Origin of the sequence: Bacillus sp. AFS017336 (genome assembly GCF_002555445.1) — a bacterium.
Lineage (GTDB): Bacteria > Bacillota > Bacilli > Bacillales > Bacillaceae_G > Gottfriedia.
The window spans coordinates 74645-87324 of record NZ_NUCO01000003.1 but is presented as its reverse complement, the minus strand read 5'-3'; the positions used below and the strand labels follow the sequence as shown (position 1 = coordinate 87324).

11 protein-coding genes are annotated in these 12680 nt (G+C 35.3%); 7 read left to right on the top strand and 4 right to left on the bottom strand.

The window, feature by feature from the left end; genetic code table 11:
* Nucleotides 1-106: 106 nt before the first annotated feature.
* From CN601_RS01100 to CN601_RS01090, 3 genes are all read right to left on the bottom strand, one after another.
* Nucleotides 107-1579 carry an amidohydrolase family protein gene (locus CN601_RS01100; protein ID WP_098169710.1) on the bottom strand — a complete coding sequence of 491 codons (1473 nt, stop codon included), beginning with the start codon at nucleotides 1577-1579 and terminating at the stop codon, nucleotides 107-109.
* 28 nt (nucleotides 1580-1607) lie between these two features.
* The gene (locus CN601_RS01095; protein ID WP_098169709.1) at nucleotides 1608-3086 is read right to left on the bottom strand and encodes an amidohydrolase family protein; all 1479 of its coding nucleotides are present in this window, start codon (nucleotides 3084-3086) and stop codon (nucleotides 1608-1610) included.
* Nucleotides 3087-3163: 77 nt separating this feature from the next.
* Complete coding sequence (locus CN601_RS01090) at nucleotides 3164-4720, bottom strand: glutathione ABC transporter substrate-binding protein (RefSeq protein ID WP_098120478.1); 1557 nt, start codon at nucleotides 4718-4720, stop codon at nucleotides 3164-3166.
* Nucleotides 4721-4931: 211 nt separating this feature from the next.
* Between CN601_RS01090 and nikC the strand changes: the two genes are divergently transcribed.
* From nikC to CN601_RS01055, 7 genes are all read left to right on the top strand, one after another.
* Nucleotides 4932-5834 (top strand): nickel transporter permease, encoded by a 903-nt coding sequence (nikC, locus tag CN601_RS01085; protein WP_098120477.1) that lies wholly within the window; start codon nucleotides 4932-4934, stop codon nucleotides 5832-5834.
* 12 nt (nucleotides 5835-5846) lie between these two features.
* Nucleotides 5847-6767 carry an ABC transporter permease gene (locus CN601_RS01080; protein WP_098120476.1) on the top strand — a complete coding sequence of 307 codons (921 nt, stop codon included), beginning with the start codon at nucleotides 5847-5849 and terminating at the stop codon, nucleotides 6765-6767.
* A 12-nt stretch (nucleotides 6768-6779) separates the two neighbouring features.
* Nucleotides 6780-7805 (top strand): ABC transporter ATP-binding protein, encoded by a 1026-nt coding sequence (locus CN601_RS01075; protein WP_098120475.1) that lies wholly within the window; start codon nucleotides 6780-6782, stop codon nucleotides 7803-7805.
* Nucleotides 7805-8791: an ABC transporter ATP-binding protein gene (locus tag CN601_RS01070; protein WP_098169708.1), complete on the top strand. Its 987-nt coding sequence runs from the start codon at nucleotides 7805-7807 to the stop codon at nucleotides 8789-8791. Before CN601_RS01075 ends, CN601_RS01070 begins: the two co-directional genes overlap by 1 nt.
* A gap of 98 nt (nucleotides 8792-8889) precedes the next feature.
* Nucleotides 8890-9657: a sensor histidine kinase gene (locus tag CN601_RS01065; RefSeq protein WP_098120473.1), complete on the top strand. Its 768-nt coding sequence runs from the start codon at nucleotides 8890-8892 to the stop codon at nucleotides 9655-9657.
* Nucleotides 9654-10352 carry a response regulator transcription factor gene (locus CN601_RS01060; RefSeq protein ID WP_098120472.1) on the top strand — a complete coding sequence of 233 codons (699 nt, stop codon included), beginning with the start codon at nucleotides 9654-9656 and terminating at the stop codon, nucleotides 10350-10352. The genes CN601_RS01065 and CN601_RS01060 overlap by 4 nt, the downstream gene beginning before the upstream one ends.
* A 3-nt stretch (nucleotides 10353-10355) precedes the next feature.
* Nucleotides 10356-11681 (top strand): SLC5/6 family protein, encoded by a 1326-nt coding sequence (locus CN601_RS01055; RefSeq protein WP_098169707.1) that lies wholly within the window; start codon nucleotides 10356-10358, stop codon nucleotides 11679-11681.
* 233 nt (nucleotides 11682-11914) lie between these two features.
* Here the strand turns inward: CN601_RS01055 and CN601_RS01050 are convergent, their stop codons facing one another.
* Nucleotides 11915-12637 (bottom strand): peptidoglycan-binding domain-containing protein, encoded by a 723-nt coding sequence (locus tag CN601_RS01050; RefSeq protein WP_179865383.1) that lies wholly within the window; start codon nucleotides 12635-12637, stop codon nucleotides 11915-11917.
* Between the last annotated feature and the right edge of the window lie 43 nt (nucleotides 12638-12680).

Below are 12680 nucleotides of genomic sequence, written 5' to 3'. Positions count from 1 at the left end.
TTACAAATATTTATCTAATTATATAAAATATTCTGATAATTATTTTTGAATATCTTTACCTGTTTTTTCAGTATCTTTACTAGTTTTTCAATTCTGTTGCTTCTGATTACTCTAGTGAATTAACTAATTTAAAAGATGATGGAAGTAGTTCATTTTCAGGAAGTTGCTCGTAATCCCTTTCCATATAACCTTTTCTCATCTTATTAAAATAGAATTGAGCTTTTTGCTTTAAATCTTCCATATCAAGATTAGGAATCACTTGATCTTCCATCACGATTTTTCCATTTATAATTGATAGTTTTACATCTCTACCTGAACCACTTACAAACATTGTTCGAATTGGATCATCCATTACGCCCATGTGAAATCCATCTAAATCAATCGCAATAATATCCGCTTTTGCACCAACAGCAATTCTTCCTAAATCTTCCCGATTAAGAAATGCTGCTGCTCCTAAGGTAATAGAATTGAAGAAATCAGCGTATGTAGATCCTTCGACTTCTTTTTCAACAAATCTTGAAAGCATACTACCAGTACGTACATTTTGAAATATGTCTGGTGGGAAAGTATCAGTACCTAGTGCAATATTAATACCTTCTTTTCTATATTTTGCAAATGATTCAAGCCCTTCTCCATGTCTTCCTATAATAAGAGGACAATGGATGACAGTAGTATTTGTTTCTTTCAGAAGCGAAATATCATTATCAATATTGTAATTCGCTCCACTATAGCCTGATACAAAATGAGCGTGTGGAATGCCTGTATTTGGGCCTAAAAATCCAAGATTATATAAATATCTAATTGGTGTAACGCCGTGTTCTTTTAAAATTGTATTAAACTCAAAACTTCCTTGCGCAGCATGAAGCTTGATAGGAACATTTAATTTTTCACTGTAATATTTTGTTTTTATTAAAATTTCTTCAGTCTGTGTTTCAATTCTTTCTGGGGCTAACATCCCTCGGATTAATCCGTCAAATGCGCCATCGAAGGTTTCAACAAACCTTATTGCTCTGTCTAATCCTTCCTCGCCCGCTTTTTCATCCCAATGCATTTTAATCTTCCCATCCGGCTCGACTACTCGAATTCCTGCTTGATAGCTTGGTCCAAGATAAATTCTCAAACCTAGTTTTCCGGCATGGTTCGCTGCGGCTTCTAACTCTTCAAAAGTTTCAGCCCAATTTTTATAAAAAACGGATGTAATCGGCATGGCCGTAGTAATTCCATTTAAGATTAGTTGGGAATAAGCATATAAAGATTTAAATGCTTCCTCCTCTTCACTCATTAGTTCATGATGTCCTTCTTTTACGTATTGTTCAGACCAAAGGAGATTTTTTTGTCTATTTGATTTCGCCTCTAAGTGCAAAATATCATGATCAATATCACCTAGAGCGTTTAAATCAATAAAACCAGGACTAAGGATCGCATTTCCTACGTCAATTACTTGATCTACTTCTTCTAAATAGTTTTTTCCTACATATAAAATCGTGTCCTTTTCATAAACAACTTCTGCATCTTCCAATATGACATGTTCACTTCCATTAAAACCAATTACGTATCTTCCTTTTAGCTTCGTTTTCATTCTTTTCTCCCTTCAAAAAAAGATTATTTTAGTTTTCAACATATCTCATCTCGTCAACATAGGCACGAGCATGACCCCAGAAATACTTTGTCGGCTGCATATACTTTTCTAGTCCAGCGCGTTTAATTGTTTCAAAGGCTTCTTCATTTGCTTCATTTAACACTGTACTTTCGTGAACTGTATGTACATTTCTACCTTCCATAATTAGCTTTCCATCAACAATCACATGATCAACATCATTTGCGACTGCTTGAAAAACCAATCGATGAACGTGCATAAACTCAGGTGTCAAATGTGGTTGATGGAGATTAACTGTGATGACATCTGCTTTTTTACCAATTTCAAGTGAGCCAATTTCATCGTCCCAACCGATACATTTTGCTGCATCAATTGTAATCATTTCTAAAAGCTTTCCAGGCGGTAAATAATAATAATCTCTAAGTGCAGCCTGATGTACAAACTGAGTTTTCCTCATTGCTTGGAATAAATCAAAGCTTGTTGACGGGGAAGTACCATCAGTTGAAATTGCAACTGTTGCTCCCATTTCAATTAATTCTGTAATTGGAGTACGTGCATTTACTTGGCCAAAACCTGGAGAAGCACTAATATTCGTTCCAGTTTCAGCTAAAATTTTCGCTTCATCGAATGAAATTCCTCGACAGTGCTGAAGATGGACATCTGGGCCTAATAAAGCATTTACCTTATCTTGAATTGCTAAATGAATCATTCCTCCAAATGCATCTGAATGAATTCTTGTATTATATTTTCTAGCTATCTCTCTAATTTTTTTCGCTTGGTAAAGATCATGCTGTGTTAAACCGTAAAGTCGATCTGGAGATGTTGGATTTGAAGGGTCAACAGACGTTACAATGACAAATGGCGTTATAAAGGCTCTCGTTTTGTCTCCATTTGCATGATTCAAAGCTTCAATAACCGCTTCTGCTCCTTTTAAAACTTCTTCGTAAGTCACTTCTTTTTCAATTCTTTTTCCATCAACCCATCTACTAAATGAATGTGGCCAAGGTGGGTTACATGGACCTGTACAAACTACTTCGCGGACTCCTACTTCGTTGTATGCTTTCGCATGATTTATCGCAAATATTGGATCATCAGATCTCGGCTCTGAACCTAACACACTAACGCCTGTTGTAATACCTGCTTTTAATCGTTCAAGTGCTGATAGCTTTCCTTCGTAATACCAAAAATCATCTGTCACGAAATGTTTATACGTATTCGTCATAATTGGCATCCAAAAATCGATATTTTCCATTGCAATTGTTTTAAACATTGAATGACCACCATGACCATGTACATCTATTAATCCAGGTAAAATACATTGATGACTACAATCAATTACTTTTTTCGCCTCATATTTAGTTTTCAAGTTTTCAGTCAAATCAATGTCCACAATTCTTCCATTATGAATCGCAACGGAGCCATTTTGGATAATTCTTCTTTCTGTATCCATTGTGATTACAGTCCCATTTATTAATAACAAATCAATCATATTTTCTCCTCCTACCTACAAACTTCTCTTTAAAAACTGAAACAGCATAATTTAATTATGCTGTTTCATGGAATTACTTATTTCACTGTTACATCGTCAAGCATTAAATAACTTGCTGGGTTTAACCATAGTCCTTTAACCGAAGAGCTAGTAACTGCTAAATGCTCGTAGTTACGAATAGGAACATATGGTACATCTTCACTTTCAATTTTTTGTGCATCAGCATATAGTTGTTTACGTTTTTCGCTATCTGGCTCCTGTCTTGCTGATTCAATTAATTTATCTACTTCTGGGTTACTATAGAAAGAACTATTTCCTGCTGCACCTTGGGATTGACTATCAAATAAATTAAATTGATTATAGTCCCCATCACCAGTAGCATTACCCCATCCACCAATTGCAACTTGATGTTCACCTTTTGCGATTGTATCGATATAAGCTCCGTACTCAAGAACTTGGATTTTAACATTGATACCAATACCTTTTAATTGTGATTGGATTACTTCAGCCATATTTATTCTTTCTTTACGATCACTAGTTGTTAGAGTAAATGTTAGTCCATCTTTAACTCCGGCTTCTTTTAATAGCTTTTTAGATTCATTAATATCGTAATCATAACCTTTAATGTCAGGATCATATCCAAATACTTTCGGACTCATCGTTGAGTTCGCTTTTGTTCCAACGTCGTTGTATACACCTTTAATGATTGAATCTACTTCAATTGCATGTGCAATTGCTTTTCTAACACGCACATCATTAAACGGCTTTTTCTTAACATTGAAGCTTAAGTATTCAACAGCTAGTCCATCTGTGCGATATAAGTCCATTGTGTCTGATGCTTCAATTCGATCAATTTCTGTTACTGGTACTTGGTCAGTTACTTGTGCTTCACCAGTTTCGATCATTGCTAATCTTGTAGCATCTTCAGGAACTACTTTAAAGACTACACCATCAATCTTAGGTTTATTTCCCCAGTAGTCATTATTTTTTGCAATTTTTATTTCTTCACCTGATTTCCAAGATTTAAATACATATGGACCAGTTCCTACTGGATTTTGTCCAATTTTATCGCTATTATCTTTTATTGATTTTGGACTAAGAATACTACCTTCACTACTCATTAAAATTGATAAAAGTGGTGCGTATGGGTATTTCAAAATAAATTGTACAGTCGTATCGTTAACTACTTTAACTTCTTTAATCATTGCAAACTTACCCGCTTGTGGTGATGCAGTTTTTGGATCAAGCACTCGATCAAAAGTAGCTTTTACTGCATCTGCATTAAATGGTGTACCATCATGGAATTTAACGCCTTCTCGAAGTTTAAATTCCCAAGTCACGTTATTTACTTGTTTCCATTCTGTTGCTAAAAGAGGCTGCGGCTCCATATTTTTATCTGGTTCAACTAATGTTTCATAAACCTTTTCATACACTACATTTGCTGATGGTATATCAGTAATAAATTGTGGATCTAATGTAGTTGCATCGGATAATCTAGCGACAACTAAAGTTCCCCCTGCTTTCGCTTTTGTTCCTGTTGCACTACTGCTTGTTGAGTCAGATGTACATCCTGCTAGAACAGTTGAGATTGTAAATAATGATGCAAATAGTACTCCAGCTGTTTTTTTCTTCATTGTTTTCTTCCCCCTCTTTTTAATTGCCCTATCATTCTCTAGTTCATCATTTATTCGAATACGTTAGGCTTAATCAAATTATAAAAAAAAATAAAATTTTATATTTTCAGAATCTTTACTCGTTTTTTAATTATCTTTACTGCTTTTCCGCATTATATTTACTTCAATTCCAATTTTGAATAAATTTAAACAAAGAAAAGGGGGAAGAAATATGAAAGCAGAGACAGTATTAAGTAATACTGAAATAAAACTAGAAAAAAGAAAATCTCAAAAACTTAAAAGATGGAAAGTATTCTATAGGAAGTTTAAAAAAAATAAATTGGCACTAGTTGGAGGATATATTGTACTTTTTTATATTTTAGTAGCAATTTTTGCACCATTAATTTCACCAAAGGATCCTTTTGCAATTGATTTAATGCACAAACTACAGACGCCATCGATGGAACATTGGATGGGAACTGATGATAAAGGAAGAGATATTTTAAGTAGGATAATATATGGAAGCCGTCTTTCAATTTCAGTAGGTTTCGTATCAGTCTTATTTGGAGCCGTTTTCGGAATCACACTCGGTTTGATCGCAGGTTATTACGGAAAATGGATGGATACGATCATTATGAGGGTTGTTGATGTTTTACTTGCATTCCCAGGTATTTTATTAGCACTTGCGATTATTAGTGCACTTGGTCCTAGTCTAATTAATGTTATGGTTGCTGTCGGTATCTTCTCAGTTCCAATGTTTGCACGAATCGTTAGAGGATCTACGTTATCCGTCAGAAAACTTGAATATATTGATGCAATCCGCGCTTTAGGTGCAACTGATGCAACAATTATTTTCAAACATATTTTACCGAATATTCTTTCACCAATAATTGTCCAAGCTACGTTAAAACTTGCTACAGCTATTCTATCAGCAGCAGGCTTGTCATATCTCGGACTAGGCGCACAGCCACCGTCTCCAGAATGGGGAGCGATGTTAAGTAGTGGACGTGATTATTTATTTACTGCACCACATATTGCCTTATTTCCGGGTATCGCGATTTCAACACTTGTATTAGGATTTAATATTTTCGGGGATGGACTAAGAGATGCACTTGATCCAAGGATGAAAAAATAAGGAGGAAAGTATATGTTTCTATTTATTGTCAGAAGAATTATACAAACTATTCCAGTTTTAATTGGTGTAAGTTTAGTCGTTTTTTTAATTATGCAGATGGTCCCTGGTGATCCAGCAACTCTACTTGCTGGGGAAGGTGCTACGAAACAAACAATCGAAATGATTCGTCACCAACTTGGCTTTGATCGACCGGTCATTATTCAGTATTTCGATTATATTGCTCATGTACTACAAGGTGATTTTGGCGAATCTATTCGAAATAATCGTCCAGTATTAGATGAGATTATGATTCGTTTGCCAATTACAATTGAACTTGCACTGGCTAGTATTTTCATTACAGTCGTACTTGGTATGCTAGCAGGAATTATCTCAGCGACTAAACAGTATTCCGCAGCTGATATTACAATTATGATTATCGCTTTACTAGGAATCTCTTTACCAAGTTTCTGGTTTGGTTTAATGCTGATCTACTTCTTTTCAGTTAATCTTCATATATTTCCAGTTGCTGGCTGGGGAACGTTTAAACATATGGTACTACCAGCATTAACTTTAGGTGCTGGTGGTGCTGCAATTGTAGCTAGAATGACTAGATCAAGTATGTTAGAAGTTGTTCGTCAAGACTATATGCGTACGGCAAGAGCAAAAGGTTTAAAGGAACATGTCATTATTTACAAACATGGTCTAAAAAATGCATTAATTCCAGTTATTACTGTTGTTGGTCTACAATTTGGTGCATTACTTGGTGGTACCGTTTTAACCGAGTCAGTTTTTGCAATTAATGGACTTGGTAGATTAATTGTTGATGCAATTAGAACAAGAGATTTACCTATGGTTCAAGGTGGCGTATTAATCGCTTCAATAATCTTCGTATTTATGAATCTAGCTGTTGATATTCTCTACCGTTACTTTAATAAACGAGTTGACTTGAATTAAGGAGGTCCTACTATGAAAAAACAATTTGATGAAACAATTCTTGAGGTTAAAAATTTACAAACCCACTTTTATACAGATGACGGTGTTAGTAAAGCAGTTAATGGAATAAGCTTTAATTTAAAAAAAGGTGAGACACTTGGAATTGTAGGAGAGTCTGGTAGCGGTAAGAGTATTACTTCCTTGTCCCTATTACGATTAATCCCCTCTCCTCCAGGAAAAATAGCTGGTGGTAGTATTCTTTTTAAAGGTGAAGACTTACTTGCAAAAACTGAAAAACAGATGCGTTCAATACGAGGTAATGAAATTTCAATGATCTTTCAAGAGCCAATGACATCTTTAAACCCTGTTTATTCAGCTGGCGAACAAATTGCAGAAGCGATTCGTCTTCACCAAAAATTAAACAAAAAGGAAGCTTGGGATAAAGCAGTTGAAATGCTGCGACTTGTAGGAATCCCCTCTCCTGAAAAACGTGCAAAACAAGAACCACATGAGCTTAGTGGTGGCATGCGACAAAGGGTTATGATTGCAATGGCACTTGCTTGTCATCCAGAAGTGCTAATCGCAGATGAACCGACTACTGCTCTTGATGTGACAATTCAAGCTCAGATTCTGGAATTAATTAAATCACTCCAAAAGGATTTCGGTACAGCCGTTATCTTAATCACGCATGATTTAGGTGTTGTTTATGAGACTTGCGATCGAGTGGCTGTAATGTACGCCGGAAGAATTGTTGAATATACTTCAGCAAAAGAACTATTTAATAGCCCTAAACATCCATACACGATCGGTTTATTAAACTCTCTTCCACGTCTGGATATGGACCAAGATGAATTAACTACGATACCTGGTACAGTACCGAGCCCATTCAATATGCCTAAAGGCTGTAGTTTTGCTCCCCGCTGTGCACATGCTAAAGAAATTTGCCATACGTCAGTACCAGACTTAAACACAATTGACAAAAATTCGGAAGTTAGTTGTTGGATGTACACATCAAAATGGGAAACAGATACACTTCAAGAGAAAGTAGGGATTGAATAATGGCATTACAACTAGTGGATAAAAAAATACTACTTAATGTAGATCATTTAAAACAATACTTTCCTATTAAGGGTGGCATTTTAGGAAGAACAGTTAATCATGTAAAGGCTGTAGACGATATTAGTTTCCATATTTATGAGGGCGAAACATTAAGCATTGTAGGAGAATCCGGTTGCGGTAAATCTACTACCGGTAGAGCGATCTTAAGATTAGACGAGCCTACAAGTGGAAGCATTCATTTTAAAGAAAAAGATTTATTAAGCTTAGGAAAAAAAGAAATGCGCAAAATAAGAAAGGATTTACAAGTAATCTTTCAAGATCCATTTGCTTCTCTTAATCCTAGACAAACGATTGGACAAATTTTAAGTGAAGCATTAGCTATTCAAAATGTTGTTCCAAAAGAAGAACGTAGAGCTAGAATTGAAGAATTACTTGAACATGTTGGTTTAAGACCTGAAGCGATGGATCGTTATCCTCACGAATTTAGTGGAGGACAGCGCCAACGTGTCGGAATTGCTCGTGCACTTGCGGTCGATCCAAAACTAATTATTTGTGATGAAGCTGTTTCTGCGTTAGACGTTTCAATTCAAGCCCAAGTACTAAACTTACTTAAATCATTACAGAAAAAATTCTCTCTTACCTTTCTTTTCATCTCGCATGATTTAGGTGTAGTAAGGCATATCTCAGATCGTGTGATGGTAATGTATTTAGGAAAAGTAGTCGAGATAGCCGATAAAAAATCAATATTTGACAATCCACAACACCCATATACACGTGCACTGTTATCAGCAATTCCAGTTCCAAATCCAGTGCAACAAAGAGAAAGAATTATATTAACAGGAGACGTACCTTCTCCGATCGATCCTCCAAGTGGCTGCCGTTTCCACACAAGATGCCCTTTTGCGATCGATATTTGTAAAACAAGAGTACCTGAATTAAAATTATCCGAGCAAAATCATCAGGTTGCTTGCCACATTGTAGTATAATTGAGGAATGAAATCAAAGAATCCCCATCGGGGTTCTTTGATTTTAAGAAAAAAACGGGAAGCCTCATTCCCTTATACCTGCCCTATTGGAGGTTTTCATGCTTAGCTACGAGGGATTTACTTTACTAATTATGCTATTTATTTTAGCTCCTATTATGGGAGCTATTGCTTTATTATTTTTATTTATTTTTGAAAAAAGGATCGACTTACTTGAAAATAAGAATAGAGAGATTCGTTTAGAACACGCACTCCAAGAAGCTCAATATAACAAGTTGAATCAGCAAATTCAACCGCACTTTTTGTTTAATACACTAAATGTCATACTTAGCTTAGCTCGTTTAAATCGAACATCGGAATTAATCAGGGCACTTGAAACATTCTCTCAATTTTTAAAATTTAAATATAAGTCTTCAGAGCCCTTAATTCCGCTAGCGCAAGAAATACAATATACTCAATATTATTTAGATATACAAACTCTACGGTTTGGTGAGCGACTTAAAACTCAGTTAGATTGTCCAAATGAATTATATGATGCTTTAGTTCCTCCATTTATTTTGCAAACCTTAGTAGAAAATTCTTTTAAACATGGTTTAGAAAAAAAAATTGGTGAGGCTTTACTTCATATTCGTTTTTATCAAGATTCTGAACTAGTTTGCTTAGAAGTAATCGATAATGGCTTAATGGGTATGACAAACTCATTTTCAAATAATGAAGGTCACGGGCTAGACAATATAAAAAAGAGGCTAAAACTATATTTTGGTAGCAATGGACATGTATTAATTGCCTCAAATGAATTAGGAACAAACGTTAAGGTCGTTTGGCCACTAATATATGACTCAAATGTAAAGGAGGGAGCTTTAAAATGAATGTCTTATTAGTAGATGATGAACCCCTAGAGCTTGAACAAATGGAATATATGATTAAAAATATATTTCCACTTTGGAAATTCTATAAAGCTGCTGATGCTTGCCAAGCAATTACAATTAATCAAAATCATAAAATTAACATCGCATTTCTAGACATTAATCTTCCAGGACGTTCTGGTCTTGAGTTTGGAGAAGAGCTACGAGCACAGAATAAAGATGTCGATATTATTATGGTCACAGCATATCAAAGTTTTGATTATGCCCAACAGTCAATCCGAATCGGAGTTTTAGATTATTTAACAAAACCAGTTATTGAAAGTGAATTGTATAAAGTTCTCTCAAAATATAGTGAAACCGACACATCAAATCAGTATTCTAGTTTAATCCATCAAACGCTTTTATATATTCATGAGCATTTCGCTGAAAAACTATCACTTTCAGACGTCGCTCGCGAAGTACACACAAATCATACTTATTTAAGTAGGAAATTTCATGAAGAAGTTGGCATTTCATTTTCAGAATATTTAATAGATTTCAGAATCCAAGCAGCTAAGCGATTCTTAACAAATAACTCAAACTGGAATATATCTGATGTTGCAGAAAACTCAGGCTTTAATAGTCAACATTATTTTAGTACTTTGTTCCGCAAAATTGAGGGCATTACTCCAAAAGAGTATCGTGAGAAAGGAAAATAAACAGTGAATTCACGTTCATTTAGAGAATACGTGCAAGGCTCTATTCAAATTGGAATGGGAATGGGAATCATTTCTCTCTTGGCACGTTGGGTAACAGGTACTACAATTTTATCTTCGCCAGAATCTATGATTAAATATGGCGTATTTGGTGGAATTGGTTATGCATTTTTAGGAGCTATTGCTTTGTTTGTATTTAGTTTTATTGGGAAAAAAGTTCGTGGAGAATTTCCTGATTGTTTAACAATAGGAGATTATTTGAAGAAAAAGCTCCATCCATTTGGTTATTGGATTATGATTGGTATATTAATCTTAACTAGCCTGCACATATTATATATTCAATCTATGTCAGCATCTACTTTATTTCATTTTTTATTTAATTTACCATTGTATATTGAAATTTTCATTTTTATTTGTTTTTGTGTCCTATTTGCTGGTTTTGGTGGATTAAAGATGATACATGGATTAGCAGGATTTCAAGTGATCACAATGTTTGCAGCTGCAATCTTAATCCCTTTATATTTTTTCGTAAAAGAAGGCGTTCAACCTGTTTATGATGGAATCAAATTATATCATCCATACATGTTAGTCATTGATCATTACGATTTATGGGGATTTCTATTTTCAGGTCTGTTAGTAGGATTTGGTCAGTTTTTCTTCGACATAACTTCATGGCATCGATTATTTATGATTGAAGCTAAGAAAATTCCGCTGACTTTTTCGTTAACTGGACTAATATGGGGGATTTTCCCACTTTCATTTTCGTGTCTTTTTATCATTGTCATTTTTACAGGTGGATTTACAGATATTCAATCAATATTAGTTGGTTTAGCAAATAAAATTACAACACCATTCTTTTTCATTCTTTTTGTTTTATGCGCATTTAATGCGATTACCTCAACATTCGGTGCAGTACTTCACTCACTTACTAGCTTAATCGTTCTTAATATAATTGAGCCATTAAAAAAAACAAAAAGCGATCAACAAAAATTAAGAATGGCCTATCTTTTGTCGGTCGTTATCGGAGTTATTATATTTTTCTCAACAGTTATTCAATCAAAAAATATTATCGAACTATTATTTTACTCAGGAAATGTCTATTCAGCATTGTTGTTTCCAATTTTGGTTATTGTCTTTAGTAAAGGAAAGACAGCTAATTACGTACCTTTAAGTATCATAATAAGTATTGTACTTTCTTATGTTGTTCAACCGTATGTAGGCGAATTTCAAAGTATTTGGTTAAGTTCATTATTTTCTATTATTATTATAATGATTTGTTTTGCAATCAGCTTATTTACTCATAAAAAAAACTTAACGATTTCGGAAAAATAGGGGCAGTCCTAAATGTCAGCATAACTGGCGAATAGGAGGCCCCTTTTTCCATTAAGATTCTTATTTTTTTATTTGTGTGAGGGCTTTTATTTGAAGTTTTTGGCTTCTTTATTAGACTACTCTTCTTTTAACTATTTTCGATCAATTTAAAAATGAGGATGCACCTAAAAGTTAGACTTTTGGTGCACCCTCTTCTAATCGATTATACGATCATTATTTCAACTATAAGCTTCTTAATTTCCACCTTTACTTGGTGGAGGATTTTCATTGCCACCTTTTTCTGGCTCAGGTTGTTCATTTCCACCTTTACCTGGTTGAGGCTGTTCCGTTCCGCCTTTACCTGGTTGTGGCTGTTCTGTTCCACCTTTACCTGGTTGAGGTTGTTCTGTTCCGCCTTTACCTGGTTGTGGTTGCTCTGTTCCGCCACCTTGGCCGCCACCTTGGCCGCCGCCTTCACCTGTGCCACCACCAGTTCCTCCACCTTGGCCACCGCCTTCACCTGCGCCGCCACCAGCTCCTCCGCCAGCACCGCCGCCTTCACCTGCGCCACCACCAGCTCCTCCGCCAGCACCGCCACCTTCACCTGCGCCGCCAGTTCCTCCGCCGGCTTTTACTGATTCATATGAGTGCATGATTGATGAAAAAGTATTCGGATCTACTGCACCAGTAACTGGTAATCCATGTGTCTTTTGATAATATTTTACACCTTTAATCGTTAAATAATTATAATGTCCAGTAATCTCACCTGAGTAACTACCGATCGATTTCAACATACCTTGTACAACATATACATCTGGACCTTCTGAACCTTTACCAAATGCATAACTAGTAGAAGACATACCTAATGCAAGCATTGATGAAAGCACAATCGTCCCTAAACTTTTTTTACCGTATTTTATTATTTTAAATTCCTTATTCTTAGCAGAATAAGACTTGTCCCACTCGAATTCCTTCATTAATGACACCATCCTTCTAAATAATAAGACTTTTGAAACTACA

What these genes read in the sequence shown, in the direction of transcription:
- CN601_RS01090 (WP_098120478.1), bottom strand. Translation starts at nt 4,720, where the DNA reads ATGAAGAAAAAAACAGCTGGAGTACTATTTGCATCATTATTTACAATC.
- CN601_RS01070 (WP_098169708.1), top strand. Translation starts at nt 7,805, where the DNA reads ATGGCATTACAACTAGTGGATAAAAAAATACTACTTAATGTAGATCAT.
- CN601_RS01065 (WP_098120473.1), top strand. Translation starts at nt 8,890, where the DNA reads ATGCTTAGCTACGAGGGATTTACTTTACTAATTATGCTATTTATTTTA.
- nikC (WP_098120477.1), top strand. Translation starts at nt 4,932, where the DNA reads ATGAAAGCAGAGACAGTATTAAGTAATACTGAAATAAAACTAGAAAAA.
- CN601_RS01095 (WP_098169709.1), bottom strand. Translation starts at nt 3,086, where the DNA reads ATGATTGATTTGTTATTAATAAATGGGACTGTAATCACAATGGATACA.
- CN601_RS01080 (WP_098120476.1), top strand. Translation starts at nt 5,847, where the DNA reads ATGTTTCTATTTATTGTCAGAAGAATTATACAAACTATTCCAGTTTTA.
- CN601_RS01075 (WP_098120475.1), top strand. Translation starts at nt 6,780, where the DNA reads ATGAAAAAACAATTTGATGAAACAATTCTTGAGGTTAAAAATTTACAA.
- CN601_RS01100 (WP_098169710.1), bottom strand. Translation starts at nt 1,579, where the DNA reads ATGAAAACGAAGCTAAAAGGAAGATACGTAATTGGTTTTAATGGAAGT.
- CN601_RS01050 (WP_179865383.1), bottom strand. Translation starts at nt 12,637, where the DNA reads ATGAAGGAATTCGAGTGGGACAAGTCTTATTCTGCTAAGAATAAGGAA.
- CN601_RS01060 (WP_098120472.1), top strand. Translation starts at nt 9,654, where the DNA reads ATGAATGTCTTATTAGTAGATGATGAACCCCTAGAGCTTGAACAAATG.